Genomic DNA, 15929 nt, shown 5'->3' with positions numbered 1-15929 from the left:
ACACCTATTATCGTTTATGCGATTCTCAAGGCCCGCATTTTATAATTTAAGTGCCTTTAGCACCTCCTGCGTTACATCCCCAAAAATGGAAACGCCCGCGGCGCCATTCTTTACGGCCAGGTTCACGGCCAGGTTCAGGTCTGCATAATTGCCGTTGAAATCCGGCAGGAACAAACCCGCAAACAACGGGAATTTCCCGTGAAGGCCTTTTACGCCTTCGTCCACCGCATTACCGATCCAATCTACGTTTTCGCGGTAGAAGCCGTGGTAGATCATAGGCATCACGGCATCGAGGTTCCAGTTGGTCCAGTCCTGGCGCACAATGCGCTTCGCGATTTCGGGCGTAGGAAATACGGCGGCCGATATTGGTTTTTTATGTTGATGGGCTACGCCGGCCAGCGTGTTTACCACATTATTGATACGCTCATAACGGAACCGTCTCCAAGAAGGACTTTGGTCCGGGTGCTCGAGATCCAGCGGATCTTTGCCCGTTTGCTGCCGGTATAAATTCCGGCAGGTTTCGCAATAGCAGAAATCGTACTCCGGCAATTCTTTCGATTGATCAATTCCGTATTTCGACCATAGGTTCACTGGCAGGATCACATCGCAGTAACGGATATAGTCCAGTGAAATCCATCTACTTCTTTCCGGGAAACGATGCCGGCCACCTGTTGCTTCAGATGCTCCAGCACTTCCGGTTTGCTCGGGCATAACCAGCGGTAGTAACCGACATAAGGCGGATGGTCTACGCACGATTCGCCCTTTCGGCTGATCGCGTACCACTCCGGGTGAGCGGCCATTTGCGCCTGGTCGCCCTGGTTCATGGTCCACATCCACCGGTGGGCTTTTAAACCCTGCTCGCGCGCAATGCGAAAGTGAGGGGCGCTGTCTGCCTCAAAGAATAAGTCGCGGATGCCGGCCTGTTTGTAAGCGGCATATCGCTCGCGCAGCTCGGCCTCCGTGTCTTTATGATCCGGGTTAATCCACACCCGGTGCGAAATGGAACGGGGCGCGCTGCGGGCCGACTGTCTGGCCACGCTCCCCAGCGGTGCAGCGGAAATAGCCAGACTGCCCAGCCCCAATGATTTCAGAAAGTTGCGTTTATTCATAACCGTGAATTATCGTTCGTAAATACGCCCTTCCTGGTCAATGCTCCAGGTGGAGGCGCCGTTTGTTATCCGCGCATTGAACTGTTGTGAAATGGCTTCCAGCTCCGGTTTCAAGTTCCCTTTAGGCGCCGCTAGTTCCAGCGCCTGCAAAGTAGTAGCATATTTGCCATGCTTCCGGCGATACTGCTGCTGCCGGTAGTACAGGTCCCACAGCCACCTTCGCGCATTTTCATCTTCCGGGGAAGGGGCCGCCGTTCCATTGCCGGGTTGCGTGTGGAACCATAAGTTACCCCAGCGTTCTGGCGCATGCATATCTACAATACCCTGCGGCGACCATACCCAGTTATGTTCCGGGCCTTTCTTCTTCTGGTAACGGTTGTTCACCACATCCCACTCCCACTGCACCCGCGAAAAATTGATGCGCCAGTGGGTGTTGTCCTTCGGCCGCATATTTTCCCGGAACAGGCCCAGTGCTGAAAAGGGAATGGCCATTTCCACCGTCCACGCGCTGTCTTTATCGCCGGGCCGGTTAATCGTGCCGTAATGTTGTACAGCAGTGCGCAGACCTTTTACGTCCCAGTTGAGCATGGCGTTACCGCCGTTACGGTAAGGCTTACTCATAAAAAGGTCCATTACCGTGTTAAAGGCGTTTACCTCAATTTCAAAATATTGATGCGTATCGCCGTTGGGGTCAATGAATACCTCGAAGTCGTTGTCCGCATAAATAATGGTATCACGCTGGTGTAAACCGGCCTGCAGATGTGGCTCGCGGAGTTCTGCAAAAATGAAAAGATAAGTATTGTTCCATATCATTTTCATCCGCGTATCCGGTAAGGGCGCGGCTTCGTATTACCTTCAATATCGATGAAGGCATCGCTCCACGGGGCATGTTGCCAGGCGCGCTCATTTCCTTTTCCGTCTATCGTAATACTGTCTGTCGTAAAAAGGCTTACGTAATTCTTTTGTTCGGGAAATACCGATTGTCCGTTCACTGTTAACGCCGCTGCGGTGAGCAGCAAGCCGGCAAATATACTTTTGCACATGGCTTAAAAATAGTCATTACGGAGCAAACGGTGTTACTACATATCGGATGAATGGTGGAAAAGTACCATCGCCGGGCGAAAAAAACGGGCCTAACATGAAATACATTTGAGTATTCATGATTTTCTATATATTATTGGGACTGGAAATTAATTTCATGGAACATCCCTATCGCCTTCGAGTATCGACGATGACCTCTTGTTGTGAACGAAATCGTTTCCCGCAAAAAACGGTTTTTTAATTGGCTGATCGATCCCATTCATCGTGATTTTCGTTGGCCCGCGTATTGCACCTCGGGGCGGTACGGGTAGGCATTAAGCGCTGCGGGTAGCCAGGTAGTTATAGTCGTTGAGCAATGTTTCGAGAAATGTCATGGGCTCCATTTCCGTTTCGATGTGTAATACTTCCTTGATGCGTTGCGCCACGCGGGCCGCCAGTACGTGGTCGTTATTTTTCAGGGAGCGGTCCAGTAGCTCTTTTACTTTATTAAGGTCTTTATCAGACAATCGCAGGATTTGTGTAAAAGTTACGGTGTAGTCGGTGGAGGCAATATCCCTGAAAATAGTATCCGAAATAGACGCTTTTTCTTTAATAGAGATGATGATGGTGCCGGCGGCAATATCGCCTATACGTTGCCTCAGGCTTGAACGGCTGATAACAACCAGCGGCGTAAAGAACAACAACATTGAAATGACCGCCGTTACGGAAATAATATCCGATGCGCCGCTCAATATACCAAAGCCCGCGAAGAAAATGACCAGTGGCGATTCGATGAGGCGGAATACCCAGCGGATGAAGTGCTGGCTGAGCGAAGGTTCGTTACCATACATGCTCACCACGCGGATCTGCATGATCTTTTTACCGACGCTCTGCCCCTTCAGCAGTATTTCTGTTACAGGAAAATATAGCATCACCGGAATAATGACCAATATCCATTCGAGCATGGTTTTCATCAGATCGTTGTTGAACCCGAACGTTTTTTCGATCGCAAAGTTCAGCAGCAGGATGTAAGCCACGCGGATAAACAGGTCGATAATATAGGCCAGCAAACGCCTGCCCATGTCGGCCGCCTCAAACTCGAGGTCGATATTAAAAACCGTAGGTATTTTGATCGATGTCATAATTGAAAATTAAATATATTATATTTCGGAGTCTTGTAGCCTGAAATTTTTGTGTTGCCATGAGAGAATCCCTTTTTATTAAAAAAACCTGGAGCGCTGGAAAAAGTACCGGGAGGAACCCACGGACGACCCCGATGAGATGGCCGAACGTTTTACCACCCTGCTGGACGACCTGGCCTACGCCAAAACATTTTACAGCGGGAACAGTTCTGCCCGGTACATCAATAGCATGGCCGCGGTGATTTACCGCCGTATTTACAGCAGTCGTGCCGAACCCGGGCGTATCCGCCGGTTTTTCGCGTATGAAATGCCGTTGCTGTTCGCCAAATATCACCGGGTATTCCTGTTCACCTTTTGCTATTTCACGCTGTTCTGCATCATTGCCGCCTTTTCCGCCGCGCACGACGAAACCTTCGTTCGTGGTGTAATGGGCGACGAATATGTAAACATGACGGAACGCAACATCGCGAGCGGCGACCCGTTTGGGGTGTATGGCTCGTCCAACGAATGGGAAATGTGGGTGCGCATCGCATTCAACAACATCCGGTGGCTATCTATGCGTTTGTAGGCGGCATCTTTTTCTCTGTGGGCACGCTCTGGCTGCTGACCACGAATGGTATTATGCTGGGTTCTTTCCAATATTACTTCTTCGCGAAAGGATTGGGTTTGCAGTCGGTACTGACAATATGGATACACGGCACACTGGAAATTTCAGCGATCGTGATCGCCGGCACGGCGGGGCTGGTCTTAGGTAACAGCCTGTTGTTCCCGGGTACCCATAAACGCGTAGATTCACTGAAACGCGGCGCGCGCGACGGGATGAAGATTATTATTTCACTGATACCGATTTTTATTGCCGCGGCTTTCCTGGAAAGTTTCATTACCCGTACGGCGAAGGGCATGCCCATATGGCTCAGCGCCTCCATCCTGGGGCTATCGCTGGCGGCCATCGTCTGGTACTTCATCATCTACCCAATAAAACTGAAGCGCGCCGGGTATTACCTCGATGCGAACGGTAAACCGCAACGTGCAAAAGTATAGCCGCGCATGAAAAAGTTGTTGAACAGATTATTATTACTGACAAGCCTGCTGCCCGCTACGCTGTATGCCCGGCAAAACCTGGATACGGCAGTGTTGAACACGGCCGAACATATGGAACAGGTCACCGATTCGGTCAGCCAGGAGAACGTTACTTATACGGAAGAAGCGTCTGCGTCCACCGACAGCGAAGAAGAACGTTACCAGACCTGGGAGCTTTACCTGCGCGACTATCCGCTGGGACTGAAAGATACCAGTTCACCCTATGCGGAAGTGAACCGCCCGGATCACTTTGCCCCCGCAACATTCCGGACGAAGTAATTAACAAACTCAAGGCAGAGAAAGCGCTGACCTATGAAGAGCCGAAGAACAAACCTTTTAAAGAACGTTCCGGCACCTGGCACGATTTCATGATGTGGGTAAACAGGAACTCGATGAACCTGTTTTATGTGATTCTTGGGCTACTGGGCATTGTGCTGCTCGGAGGGCTTTATCAATATGTAGCCAACGGTGACTTTTATTTCCGTGGCCGCCGCAATGTACAATGGGACGTTCCAAAAGCGGAACAGGAAGAAGTACTGCCTGCAGATTTTGAAGCTGCCGCCCGCTGCCGCACAGGAAGGGAATTTTCGCCAGGCGGTGCGTTACCTGTACCTGTACAGTCTCGACCTGCTGCATCGCAAAGGCATGGTGGTTATGATGGCCGATAAGACCAATGCCGATTACCTGCGCGAACTGCGGGGCAACCCATACTACAAAACGTTCTCGCTGCTCACGCTCGCCTACGAGTATGTTTGGTTCGGGCATATGAACCTTGGCAAAGAGCAGTTCGACGAATTAAATGGCCGGTTTGTAGCATTTAAAAACGAATTAAAGTAAGCGCGTGAAAAAGTACTTGTTGATATTTATACCTATCGGGCTCGTGGTGCTGATCGCCGTCGTGATTATGATGGCGGCCATGTACAGCACTGCTCCGCGCATGTCACGCTCGCTGAACGACTACCCGCTGTCGTTATCTAATCGCCAGAAATCGGTGTACGGCGGCTACATTGCCTACAAGCTGTTGCCCGAAATGTTCGATAACACGCCCGCCAACGTAGTCACCAAACCATTTGCCCGCACCTACCTGAAGGATGACCGCATGCAGAATGGCTCCCGTACGGCGTACGTATTGCTGGCCAAAGAGTTGTATACTTCCAATAAAGATGTGCAGGAAATGTTGAATTACGTGGAAGCAGGCAACCAGTTGTTCGTGGCAGCGCTGGGCTTCGATTCTGCTTTCCTGGAAGCGTTCAGATTCAAGGCAGAAGAGGTGGATTATGACCAGGATAACAGTCTGAAAATAGCGCAGCAGTTCGTAAACCCGGAGTTGCAGCCGCAAAGTTTCCGCTACAAAGGTATTGTGACTAACACCGCTTTTACGGAGTTGGATACGGCAGTAACAACTATCCTGGGTACAAACGTTGCCGGTCACGCGAACCTGATACGGATCACCCGCGGCAATGGTCAACTGTTCATCAGCCTGAACCCTTACACGTTTACTAATTATTACCTGGCCACTGGCAACAACCGGCAGTCGCTCGAACATATGATGACGTACCTGCGGCCGGAAGTAGACGCACTGTATTGGGACGAATACTACAAACACCTGACAACGCGCCCGCCGTCCGACGACTTTTCCAACTTCCGGTGCTGATGCGTTATCCCGCGATGCGCTGGGCGCTTTTCCTGGCACTGCTGCTGTTGCTGCTCTATGCCGCTTTCGAGAGCAAACGCCGTCAACGTATCATTCCGCCGAAACAGCCGCTGGCCAACACTTCGCTGGAGTTCGTAAAAACACTGGGCGCTTTGTATTACTCGCATCACAACAACCTGAACCTGGCGCAGAAAATGAGCGCGCAGCTACTGGAACATGTGCGCACTAATTTAAACCTGAATACCAGCGTGCTGGATGAAGCTTTTATCCACCGGCTGGCGCGTAAATCGAATCATCCGCAGGAAGAAGTAGAAAAACTGATCCGCACGATCGATCATATCCGGCTGGCGAACAGCCTTTCAGACGAGGAACTTAAATCATTCTATAAAAGCGTTTACCATTTTTATAAAAACTAACTAGATGGAAGCAGAAGTAATTGACACTTTCCAGCCGCGGGCCGATTTTTCCGCCTTACATAATGCCGTAGCGGCCATCAGGGAAGAAATTGGCAAGGTGGTGGTGGGGCAGCACGACATGGTGGACCTGCTTATTACCGGCCTGCTCACCAACGGCCATGTGCTGATCGAAGGGGTGCCCGGAGTGGCTAAAACCCTGGCCTCAAAGCTGCTGGCCCAGACGGTTGACGCCAAATTTTCCCGCATACAGTTTACGCCCGATATGATGCCCGCCGATGTACTGGGTACTTCCGTGTTCAACCCGCAAAGCCGTGAGTTCGAATACAAACGAGGTCCCATTTTCGGTAATATTGTATTGATCGATGAGATTAACCGCGCCCCGGCCAAAACACAATCGGCCCTGTTTGAAGTAATGGAAGAAAGGCAGATCACGAACGATGGCAACACGCATCGCCTGGATACACCGTTTATGGTCATCGCCACCCAAAACCCGATTGAGCAGGAAGGTACGTATCGTTTACCGGAAGCACAGCTCGATCGCTTCCTTTTCAAAATTGAAGTGAAATATCCACAGCTGGCTGATGAGATCACCATGCTGAAAGCGGCGCACGAAACCCCGATGCAGCAGGCGCAGACCGCACTGGTAAAGCATGTGCTCACCGCTTTGCAGATAAGCGAGTTGCAGGCGCAGGTGCGTAAGGTGCACATCGAAGAAAAGCTGATTACTTACATCGCCACGCTGGTGCAGGAAACGCGTTTGAGTGCATCGCTGTACATGGGCGCTTCGCCGCGCGCATCTATCGCGGTGATGAACTGCGCCAAATCGCATGCAGCCATCAATAACCGCGACTTCGTAACGCCCGACGATATTGTGGCCATGCTGCCGCACGTGCTGCGCCATCGCATCATGTTAACGCCAGAGCGCGAAATGGAGGGCATTACGCCGGACGAAGTAATTGCAGAGATATTGAAATCCGTGGAAGTGCCACGTTAAACAACCAGACATGTGGTTTAAAAAGTTATACGCGGCCGTGTTTTTCGGCGGTCGCTTTTATATGGCACTGGGAGCGGTGATACTTTTATTCATCGTTGCATTTTTCGTGCCGGTACTTTTCGTGGTCGCCTTAATTGGTTTCTGGGGATTGATGGTGGCGCTCGTGATCGACCTGTTACTGCTCTTCGGAAGCCGCCAGCCCATTAGTGCCGAACGCGAAGTGGCCGACCGGCTGAGCAACGGCGACGATAACCGGTTAACGCTCCGCGTCACGAGCAAATACCGTTTTCCCGCCATGATAACGCTCATCGATGAGCTGCCCTTCCAGTTCCAGCGCCGCGATTTTGAATTAACGGCGAAACTGTCGCCCTCGCAGCCCGGTAAAGCAGTGGAATACAAATTGCGGCCGGTAGAGCGCGGAGTGTACGAGTTCGGCGCCATCAATGCCTATGTGACCAGTTTTATCGGACTGGCCAAACGGCACATGATATTTAATCAGCAACAAACGGTAAAAGTATATCCCTCTTTTTTGCAGATGCGGCACTACGAATTGTTTTCGTTTGATAGTAAACTGCAGGAATATGGTTTGCACAACCGTCGCGTAGTGGGCCACAGCATGGAGTTTGATCATATCAAAGAATATGCGCAGGGCGATGATGTGCGTTCCATTAACTGGAAAGCCACAGCCCGCCGCGGTAACCTGATGGTGAACAACTTTATGGAAGAAAGGGCGCAACAAATTTATTGCCTCATCGACAAAGGACGCAGCATGAAAATGCCGTTCGACGGGCTTACCCTGCTGGACTACGCTATCAACTCCTCGCTCATCTTCTCTAAGGTAGCATTGAACAAAGGTGACAAAGCAGGACTGGTAACTTTCGCGGAACAGAAGGTAGATGTGCTTCCGGCAGATAGTAAAAAGTGCAGCTCAATAAAATTTTGGAAATGCTGTACGCACAGCAAACCCAGTGGCAGGAAAGCGACTACGAGCGCCTGGCGGTTACGTTAAGAACGTCGGTGTCGCAACGTTCGCTGTTCATCCTCTTTACTAATTTTGAATCGGTAAGCAACCTGCAACGCCAGTTGCCCTACCTGCGCGCGCTGGCCCGCCATCACCTGCTGCTGGTGGTGTTTTTCGAAAACACCGAAATACAGAAAATCACCGCACAGGAGGCGCATTCGGTCGAGGATATCTATACCCAGATTATAGCGCAGAAATTTTCTTATGAGAAGAAAGTAATCGCGCGGGAGTTATCCAAGTACGGAATTATGTCGCTGATCAGTACACCCGCCAACCTGACGGTCGACCTTATTAACCGTTACCTGGAGTTAAAATCGAGAATGATCATATAAAAGAAAGGGCCCGCACCGGGCCCTTTCTTAATTGTGATGGGAACTGTTCTAAGAAGCGGTTTTGTACACCAGGCCCTCCAGGATCACTTCCGTAACACCGTTTTTACGTACCACCGAAGATTTAGTCGGATAATACCCCGACACCTGGAATTTTGCCGGCTGCGGAATATCGCGGGTAAAGGAAGCATTTACATTTTTGATGAAATCGTGTGTGATCATCGGTTCGAGGAAAATAACCTTGCCGTTGTAGCTACCGTAAAAGAACGTTTCCGTAAAGTTAAACGGCGGCTTTATTTCCGGCGTATTCAGGTCTACCCAGTGCGCCCCCATCTGCGGTACACCACCGCCGAAGTTGGCGTAACTGGCCGGCAGGTAAGCCGGGGCAGGTGAGTTTTTGAACTTCAGGCTGTCCTGATCGTACGTTGGGATCTGCATCCTTTCCGCCTGGCTGATCATATAAAAGTGAAAATCGAAATGCGGCTTGTCGTAAATACCGGGCGGCTCGTGGCCGGCAGGGTTCCAATCCAGGCCGATGTGTTTAAACGGCATGGACGACGCCTGTTTGGGCAGTTGCAGCGACAGGCTGTTAGCCATGTTGTGTCCGGGCATTTCGCCGGCGGGGAACGGTACGCTGTTGAAAGCGGCATCGGTAATGGTAACGCCAATTTGTAACGGGTTGCCTTTTTCATCCAGTTTTACCCATGACCGGGCTTTGCCGTCGTGGAGTTGTAATTCGGGGCCTTTAAAAGTGCCTCCCTTGCTGTCATCTTTATCGCAGGAGGTAAACATAGCCGCCAGCAGCACCAGCGCTGCCGGGATCTTTTTCATACAAACAATTTTTTTGAGGTGATTAATATGTTGATGCAAAGATGGCCCGGCCGCCATGCCGCCGGAACCGCAAATGGTATCAGTTGTCAGATTCGTTGTATGGACTGGTTTTGTATTTGAACACTCCGTAGTATCTTTGAATACCTTGAAACACTACCTGTTTTCCGCCCTTTTGTTTGTCCTTGCCTCAGCTGCGAACGCACAACAGGCAGGGCAATATGTATTTGAGCGGCTCACCACTTACAACGGACTTTCGTCCAACAGCATTACCGGTATTTTGCAGGATGCCCGGGGGTACATCTGGCTGTCGAGCAACAACGGCCTGCAACGCTACGATGGCAACCGCTTCCTCACGTTTAATAACCAGCCGGGTAATATTCCTGCTTTCGAAAATGATTATGTGGGCTTCGTGTACGAGGATTCGAAAAAGCAATTGTGGGTAGGTACGGGCGATAACAAGGTAGGCACCTTTGATCCGCAGACTTTTAAATTTAAAGAAGTGCGCGTTCACTGGTGGAAGTATGCGAACATCTACATCAATAAAGGATTTTTTGAATTCCGCGGGCAATGGCTGATGAATACACAGGACAATGGTGTATACCGCTACGACAGCGTGAAACAGGAGTTTAACCTCGCCGAAGATTTAGTGGCGCCGCCTGGCTGGCGGTTGCAATCGTACCTCGACGATAAAGAACGCGGCCTGCTCTGGATCAGCAGCTTCGACGGCCTGGCGGTGATCAATGAACGCACAGGCAACCTGAATTACCGCGGGCATAACCCCGATAAGAACCCGGTGATTGAGCGATACGGTGCTTTAACCAGCGCACATTGGTTGCACATCGATCAGCAGCAACGGTTATCATTTGTAACCTGGGAGGCGCAAAAGCCTTATCCGCTCATTTGCGTGTTTGACCTGAAAAACAATATCAGCAAGGAATATAACCTGGGTAAAGAAATAGGGCTTGGTTACCACGAAATATTTGGCCCGATGGAACAGCGGAACGGCCGCCTTTGGTACCACGGGCTCCCGTTCCTGGCGGAGTTTACCGGCGACAGTATACAGCCGTTTATTCCCATTCGCAACGAATACGTCACGGAACAGAGCATCCGCTTCGACCGGGTAGAGCGTCTTTTCGAGGACCGGGAGCAAAACATATGGGTGGCCACGGATAATGGGCTCTATATTTTTAACCCCGATGCCGAAGTATTTAAAAACGTTTATCCCCAACGTTATGGCGGCAAACCAGCAGAAGATGGAGTACAGGCCGTAGTACGCATGCGCGATGGCAGTACCTGGGTAGGCTGTTGGGGCGGCGGATTATATTTTTATGATAAAGACATGCACCCCGCGCCGCCGCCGCCGGGTCTCGATCCACGGAACGCGCACATGGTGTGGCACATCCGGGAACAACGAGATGGAGAACGGGTATGGGTGGGCATGCAGGCCGGTGAAGTACTGGTCTACGATCGTGCCACTAAAAAAGGTCGCTATTTTCGTCCCCCGGTATTAAAAGGCAGTACCATACGCGAGCTGGCAGAAGATAAAGATGGCAACATCTGGATGGGCGCGCAGGGCGGTTACCTCGTAAAATGGAACCGTAAAGCTGCCGGCGGCGATATTACCAAAGGATATGAACTCGTGATGAAAGAAGGGTTGGTGCACGAGCTGTACATCGACAAAGAAGGATACCTGTGGGTAGCATCAATGGGCTATGGTTGTTTTAAAATGGATACCCGCACCCATAAAATATTGGCCCGCTATAACTCGGAAGGAGGCGTGGGCAGGCGCTTATACGAAAACGTACCACACGATATTCTGCAATACGACGATACCACGTTCATCATCAGCACCGGCGCACTTAATGTGTTAAATACACGTACGGGCGCTATCCGTAATATTACAACGCAACATGGTTTGCCGGGCAATACGGTGTACGAAATGGAAAAAGATGAACAGGGCGACGTGTGGCTGGGTCTCGCTAACGGCCTTTGCCGCTGGAACCTGCAAAAAAACATCTTTACTTTATTCGATCGCCGCGACGGCATCCGCCACGATAATTTTTCCGCGATCGGATCCACGAAGCTGCCGGATGGCAACCTGGTATTCACCACCGATCATAACTTCGTGGTAGTGGATCCCATGAAAATGACGCAGCCTGCCGCCCCCGCAACGCCGCCATCACCCACTTTACCCTGGAAAATAAATCATTGCTGGTAGATTCGCTGACGGCCCTGGACAATGTGCTGCTGGCCCACGACCGCACATCGATTACAATTGGTTTCAGCGCGCTGACATACACGAAACAGCAACAACTGGCCTACTATTATCAACTCGAAGGGCAGGACGATGACTGGGTAAAGGCCGATAACCGGCTGCAGGCAATTTATAATTACCTGGCGCCCGGCGATTATCTCTTTAAAGTAAGAACACAGAATAGCGATGGCATCTTCAGTAAAGAAATCACGACGCTCAAAATTCATGTGACCGCCCCGTTCTGGCGCAGTTGGTGGTTTTACGGCGCATTGGCCATGTTATTCATGGGCATATTATACTGGATAGATCGCGAACGTATTAAACGGTTGATAGGCCTGCAGAAGATGCGGACACAGATTGCGGGCAACCTGCATGCTGCGGTAAACACCACGCTCAACAATATCAACCTGTTAAGTGAAATGGCGAAAATAAAGGCAGATAAAGACAGCAGCCTGTCTAAAGAATACATAGAGCAGATCAGTGAAAAGAGCCGCGAAATGATCGGTGCCATGGACGATATGCTCTGGACCATTCAGCCGGAAAATGACAGCATGCCCAAAACATTGCTTCGCATGAACGAGTTCAGCGATGGGTTGCAGAGCAGCCATGGTGTTATTGTAAAAATGGAGGTAGACGATAAGATCACCGTACTGGCGCTGGATATGAAGATCAGGCAGGATATCTACTTTTTATATAAAGATGCGCTGACCTACATCGCGCAATACGCCGAAGGCACCACCGTACTCGTTAATATGGACCTGGTGAAAACCCGGCTCCTGCTGAAGATACATGCGCCCGGTCCGTTTACGGTGGTGGAGGCCGTTGCCGATCAGCGGTACTTTGAGGCTATGCAGCAGCGTGCCGCGCAACTTCCCGCGCTCTTGGATATACAGGCCGATAAGCGCGGCATCTCGATCATTTTACAGGTACCGGTAAGATAATTATTTGCCCATCCACTTTTTGAAGTCGGCCACCTTTTCCCGGCTTACGATCGCTTCTTTGTCCACCTCCGGTTTCAGTTGCAGCATAAGGCGGTTCCCAAAATACTCGTGGATCTGCGCCACGCTGGTCACCGAAATATAAAAAGATCGGCTGATGCGGAAGTAGCGCTCCGGATTCAGCATTTCTTCCAATTCGTCCATCGTATAATCGACCACGAACTTTTTATTGTCGAAGGTTTTGAAGAAGTTAAGGCGGCCGTCGCTGAAGAAGTAGGCGATGTCTTCTACCTCAATAGACACTAACTTCTGCGCATTTTTTACCGGGAACCGCTTGCGGAATTCTTTCTGCTGAAGCTTCATAAATAGCTCGCGGGCCAGGTTGTCCATGTTTACCGCAGGCGTAGCATTAGTCGCGGCCGCATAGTGATCTTTCAGCTGGTGGTACTTTTGCAATGCCGCTTCCAGGTCTTCTTTCTGCACGGGTTTCAGCAGGTAATCGATACTATTTACCTTAAACGCTTTTAACGCATATTCGTCGTACGAAGTGGTGAACACTACGGCGCTGGTCACTTTAATGCGGTTAAATATTTCGAAGCTCTGTCCGTCGCTCAGTTCTATGTCCATAAGGATAAGATCGGGCGCCGGGTTATTTTCCAACCATTCCACGGTGGCAACGATGCTATCGGTTACTCCCGCCACTTCGGCGGCGGTGTCAACACTGGCCAGTGTTTTACGTATTTTTTTACGGCCAGGTCCTCATCTTCAACAATCAGAATTTTCATAAATCAGCATTTTTAGGGGTAGCAGTATGGGAAGTTTTTTCAAAGCCGATGGGACGGTTGTCCGGGTGCGCCCAAATTAACGGCAGCACTACCGTAAAGTTGCGTGCGTCTTCCAACACCGGAAGCCTTCTGTTTGCAACAACTGGTATTTCTCCGGATGTTCCGGATCCCGATTTTATTTGAAGGCGCTTTGATCAGTTTTAACTGGAGGTTATTGTTTACCGCCAGCCGGTTGCCCGCCGTGGTGAAAATGTCGATAACCAGTGGCTGCTGGCGTGACACGATATTATGCTTCACCGCGTTTTCCACCAGCAACTGCAGGCTGAGGGAGGGTAACAGGTAAGCCGCGTATTTTTTATCTACTTCTATCTGCAACTGTATCGCATCGCCGTAGCGTTGACGCAGTAATTCAAAATAAGAGCGGATAAATTTCAGTTCATTATCTAAAGATGATAGTCCATCTTCGTTGCTGCGCAACAAGTAACGGTATACCTTACTCAACTCGTTCAGAAAGGCATCCGCCTGCCGAGGGTCTTCGCTGATCAGCGACGATAATGTATTAAAACAGTTGAACAGGAAATGCGGGTTTACCTGGTTTTTCAACGATTCAAATTCCTGGAAAATAGATTGCTGTTGCAATTGCTCTTTCTCCGCCAGACTGTCCTTCCACCGTGCCAGTACATATTCAGCCTCCCAGAACGCCGTGGCGATCAGCGTCATCGAAATAGAAATAAATACCGGCACCGGTAGTTGGTTCCATTGAAACGAATAGCCGAGTATATGAAAACGATCGTATACATAAAAGATGCTCAGGAAGGTGCAGGAGGTAAACAGGATGTAGGTGAGCGCCAGCAGCAGCAGCCGTTTGCCGGTTTGCGGCATTTCCGGGAAGCGTACACGCAGCCAGTGCATAATGGCCAGGCATAAATACCATGACAGGAAGCCGGTTATCATCAATACGGGCACGGAGTAAAACCAGATACGCGGCTCGGTCCATAGTTGCCGGCCGTATAGCAAATGGTTCAGCAGCACACTGATAACGGGTATCAGTGCGAACACGGTGATCCATTCGGACCGTATGGGTTTCATCCATGCTTTCATCTCCTCAGGCTGTCTTCATTTATTAAGGGCAATAATACTACCCGCTCGGTTTCTGTGGCCGCGATCACGATTTCGCGGTGGCAGAGTAATTTATATTTATTGAGTACGTTGTCGATGCCGGCATCTGTTTCTTCAGTGCTGCCGCCGAGTTTAGGCGCCAGGTTGTTGCGTATTTCGAGCCAGCCGTTCGGCAGGCTGGTAATTTGTATCGTCAGCGGCTGATCGCGGCTCATGACGTTCGACTGGTAAGTATTCTCCGGGATCATTTGCAGCGTAAGCGGCGGTAATACCTGTTCACCCGCGCCGGCCGTTACGTTCACTTCCATTCGTATGGCCTCGCCGTACCGCGCTTTCAGCAGCCGGAAGTACGAATTGGTGAACTGCAGTTCAGTATCCAGCGAAACAAAACGCTCGTCCGTTCCCCGCAGCAAATACCTGTACACCTTACTCAATTCGTCGAGGAACTCCTCCGCCTGCTCGCGGTTTTCGTGGATCAAACTGGAAAGGGTATTGAAGCAGTTGAAGAGAAAATGGGGATTCACCTGGCTCTTGAGGCCCAGCAGGCGGCTTTGCATGTACTCCTTTTTCAGCTGCGATGTTTCCCTTAATGTCAATTTCCACTTGTCAAATCCATCGGCGCCCTCATGAATAAAGGTAATGGTGATATTAAAGACCATGCCTGCCAGGATGGTCCATTCGTAGCGGGCTTCGTTCATCCGGTAACCAAACAGCCGGAAGTGGTCGTAGCCCCAGAACATCAGCGTAATTAAAAGGGCGGTGGAAACGATAAATAAGAAAATAGCAATGCTGAGTCGTTTCATCATCTGCTCGTGCAGCGGAAACCGGTCGCGAAGGGTAACGGCGATCCAGGTGAGGCCCATCCACAGGATGCTGATCAGTACCGTCATAATCAAACTGGACCCTATAAACACATACCACTCCGTAAAGTATCGTTTGTCGAACATCACGGCGTTCAACACCACGATCATTACAGGCATCATCCCGCTAAAGATCAGCAGGTCCTTACGGGTGTATTGAGGCAGATGAATCATGTTAGAAATTGAAAAATAGTCATTTTCCGCGCCTGCCGTATGCCGCGGCAGGCTATATTGGGGATAAATACGCATGAATTGGGCAATCGCACGCATGAATTGGGACGGTAAAAATGCGCTCCGTTTGCCGTATACACTTCATATGGGAATTTCTACAGTTCATATAAGATCCGCTTTCCCGGCATCATTATGTCCCGCAACTT

At 50.4% G+C, this 15929-nt stretch carries 20 protein-coding genes; 11 read left to right on the top strand and 9 right to left on the bottom strand.

Annotated elements, in window-relative coordinates:
* Nucleotides 1-39 precede the first annotated feature (39 nt).
* The 5 genes from MKQ70_RS26500 to MKQ70_RS26480 form a co-directional block, all read right to left on the bottom strand.
* Nucleotides 40-603, bottom strand: coding sequence for a family 10 glycosylhydrolase (locus tag MKQ70_RS26500; RefSeq protein ID WP_248075604.1), 564 nt, complete (start codon nt 601-603; stop codon nt 40-42).
* Entirely contained in the window at nt 600-1109 is a 510-nt protein-coding gene (locus tag MKQ70_RS26495) for a glycoside hydrolase family protein (RefSeq protein WP_248075597.1), read from the bottom strand. Before MKQ70_RS26495 ends, MKQ70_RS26500 begins: the two co-directional genes overlap by 4 nt.
* 9 nt (nt 1110-1118) lie before the next feature.
* A complete protein-coding gene (locus MKQ70_RS26490; protein ID WP_248075596.1) occupies nt 1119-1928 on the bottom strand; it encodes a carbohydrate-binding family 9-like protein in 810 nt (269 codons plus the stop codon).
* Nucleotides 1925-2152, bottom strand: coding sequence for a hypothetical protein (locus MKQ70_RS26485; RefSeq protein ID WP_248075593.1), 228 nt, complete (start codon nt 2150-2152; stop codon nt 1925-1927). Before MKQ70_RS26485 ends, MKQ70_RS26490 begins: the two co-directional genes overlap by 4 nt.
* 312 nt (nt 2153-2464) lie before the next feature.
* A complete protein-coding gene (locus MKQ70_RS26480; protein ID WP_248075590.1) occupies nt 2465-3271 on the bottom strand; it encodes an RDD family protein in 807 nt (268 codons plus the stop codon).
* A gap of 139 nt (nt 3272-3410) precedes the next feature.
* Here MKQ70_RS26480 and MKQ70_RS26475 point away from each other — a divergent pair, with 139 nt between their 5' ends.
* From MKQ70_RS26475 to MKQ70_RS26435, 9 genes are all read left to right on the top strand, one after another.
* Nucleotides 3411-3839, top strand: coding sequence for a hypothetical protein (locus MKQ70_RS26475; protein ID WP_248075587.1), 429 nt, complete (start codon nt 3411-3413; stop codon nt 3837-3839).
* Entirely contained in the window at nt 3818-4312 is a 495-nt protein-coding gene (locus tag MKQ70_RS26470; protein ID WP_248075585.1) for a stage II sporulation protein M, read from the top strand. Before MKQ70_RS26475 ends, MKQ70_RS26470 begins: the two co-directional genes overlap by 22 nt.
* Nucleotides 4313-4318: 6 nt before the next feature.
* Entirely contained in the window at nt 4319-4630 is a 312-nt protein-coding gene (locus MKQ70_RS26465) for a hypothetical protein (protein ID WP_248075583.1), read from the top strand.
* 189 nt (nt 4631-4819) lie between these two features.
* A complete protein-coding gene (locus MKQ70_RS26460; protein ID WP_248075581.1) occupies nt 4820-5188 on the top strand; it encodes a hypothetical protein in 369 nt (122 codons plus the stop codon).
* A gap of 4 nt (nt 5189-5192) precedes the next feature.
* Nucleotides 5193-6005 carry a DUF4350 domain-containing protein gene (locus tag MKQ70_RS26455; RefSeq protein WP_248075579.1) on the top strand — a complete coding sequence of 271 codons (813 nt, stop codon included), beginning with the start codon at nt 5193-5195 and terminating at the stop codon, nt 6003-6005.
* Nucleotides 6005-6421 (top strand): DUF4350 family protein, encoded by a 417-nt coding sequence (locus MKQ70_RS26450; RefSeq protein WP_248075578.1) that lies wholly within the window; start codon nt 6005-6007, stop codon nt 6419-6421. The genes MKQ70_RS26455 and MKQ70_RS26450 overlap by 1 nt, the downstream gene beginning before the upstream one ends.
* 4 nt (nt 6422-6425) lie before the next feature.
* Nucleotides 6426-7415, top strand: a complete 990-nt coding sequence (locus MKQ70_RS26445; protein ID WP_248075575.1) for an AAA family ATPase — start codon at nt 6426-6428, stop codon at nt 7413-7415.
* A gap of 10 nt (nt 7416-7425) precedes the next feature.
* The gene (locus tag MKQ70_RS26440; RefSeq protein WP_248075573.1) at nt 7426-8424 is read left to right on the top strand and encodes a DUF58 domain-containing protein; all 999 of its coding nucleotides are present in this window, start codon (nt 7426-7428) and stop codon (nt 8422-8424) included.
* Nucleotides 8361-8768: a hypothetical protein gene (locus MKQ70_RS26435; protein WP_248075572.1), complete on the top strand. Its 408-nt coding sequence runs from the start codon at nt 8361-8363 to the stop codon at nt 8766-8768. Before MKQ70_RS26440 ends, MKQ70_RS26435 begins: the two co-directional genes overlap by 64 nt.
* Nucleotides 8769-8816: 48 nt before the next feature.
* Here MKQ70_RS26435 and MKQ70_RS26430 read toward each other — a convergent pair whose 3' ends face one another.
* The gene (locus MKQ70_RS26430) at nt 8817-9596 is read right to left on the bottom strand and encodes a DUF5602 domain-containing protein (protein WP_248075570.1); all 780 of its coding nucleotides are present in this window, start codon (nt 9594-9596) and stop codon (nt 8817-8819) included.
* A gap of 145 nt (nt 9597-9741) precedes the next feature.
* Between MKQ70_RS26430 and MKQ70_RS26425 the strand changes: the two genes are divergently transcribed.
* Together MKQ70_RS26425 and MKQ70_RS26420 are read left to right on the top strand one after the other, a co-directional pair.
* A complete protein-coding gene (locus tag MKQ70_RS26425) occupies nt 9742-11814 on the top strand; it encodes a ligand-binding sensor domain-containing protein (protein ID WP_248075568.1) in 2073 nt (690 codons plus the stop codon).
* Entirely contained in the window at nt 11805-12791 is a 987-nt protein-coding gene (locus MKQ70_RS26420) for an ATP-binding protein (RefSeq protein ID WP_248075565.1), read from the top strand. Before MKQ70_RS26425 ends, MKQ70_RS26420 begins: the two co-directional genes overlap by 10 nt.
* Here the strand turns inward: MKQ70_RS26420 and MKQ70_RS26415 are convergent, their stop codons facing one another.
* The 3 genes from MKQ70_RS26415 to MKQ70_RS26405 form a co-directional block, all read right to left on the bottom strand.
* Entirely contained in the window at nt 12792-13490 is a 699-nt protein-coding gene (locus MKQ70_RS26415; RefSeq protein ID WP_248075557.1) for a LytR/AlgR family response regulator transcription factor, read from the bottom strand.
* 122 nt (nt 13491-13612) lie between these two features.
* Nucleotides 13613-14662, bottom strand: a complete 1050-nt coding sequence (locus MKQ70_RS26410) for a sensor histidine kinase (RefSeq protein WP_248075555.1) — start codon at nt 14660-14662, stop codon at nt 13613-13615.
* An 8-nt stretch (nt 14663-14670) separates the two neighbouring features.
* Nucleotides 14671-15726, bottom strand: a complete 1056-nt coding sequence (locus tag MKQ70_RS26405; protein ID WP_248075553.1) for a sensor histidine kinase — start codon at nt 15724-15726, stop codon at nt 14671-14673.
* Nucleotides 15727-15929 lie beyond the last annotated feature (203 nt).

The sequence above is a fragment of the Chitinophaga sedimenti genome, assembly GCF_023156195.1.
Lineage (GTDB): Bacteria > Bacteroidota > Bacteroidia > Chitinophagales > Chitinophagaceae > Chitinophaga > Chitinophaga sedimenti.
This window is presented reverse-complemented; position numbering and strand designations above follow the sequence as displayed.

Coding starts and splice junctions, on each gene's coding strand:
- MKQ70_RS26485 (WP_248075593.1), bottom strand. CDS start 2,152: ATGTGCAAAAGTATATTTGCCGGCTTGCTGCTCACCGCAGCGGCGTTA.
- MKQ70_RS26405 (WP_248075553.1), bottom strand. CDS start 15,726: ATGATTCATCTGCCTCAATACACCCGTAAGGACCTGCTGATCTTTAGC.
- MKQ70_RS26465 (WP_248075583.1), top strand. CDS start 4,319: ATGAAAAAGTTGTTGAACAGATTATTATTACTGACAAGCCTGCTGCCC.
- MKQ70_RS26445 (WP_248075575.1), top strand. CDS start 6,426: ATGGAAGCAGAAGTAATTGACACTTTCCAGCCGCGGGCCGATTTTTCC.
- MKQ70_RS26480 (WP_248075590.1), bottom strand. CDS start 3,271: ATGACATCGATCAAAATACCTACGGTTTTTAATATCGACCTCGAGTTT.
- MKQ70_RS26495 (WP_248075597.1), bottom strand. CDS start 1,109: ATGAATAAACGCAACTTTCTGAAATCATTGGGGCTGGGCAGTCTGGCT.
- MKQ70_RS26430 (WP_248075570.1), bottom strand. CDS start 9,596: ATGAAAAAGATCCCGGCAGCGCTGGTGCTGCTGGCGGCTATGTTTACC.
- MKQ70_RS26435 (WP_248075572.1), top strand. CDS start 8,361: ATGCTGTACGCACAGCAAACCCAGTGGCAGGAAAGCGACTACGAGCGC.
- MKQ70_RS26490 (WP_248075596.1), bottom strand. CDS start 1,928: ATGAAAATGATATGGAACAATACTTATCTTTTCATTTTTGCAGAACTC.
- MKQ70_RS26440 (WP_248075573.1), top strand. CDS start 7,426: ATGTGGTTTAAAAAGTTATACGCGGCCGTGTTTTTCGGCGGTCGCTTT.
- MKQ70_RS26475 (WP_248075587.1), top strand. CDS start 3,411: ATGGCCGAACGTTTTACCACCCTGCTGGACGACCTGGCCTACGCCAAA.
- MKQ70_RS26450 (WP_248075578.1), top strand. CDS start 6,005: ATGCGTTATCCCGCGATGCGCTGGGCGCTTTTCCTGGCACTGCTGCTG.
- MKQ70_RS26410 (WP_248075555.1), bottom strand. CDS start 14,662: ATGAAACCCATACGGTCCGAATGGATCACCGTGTTCGCACTGATACCC.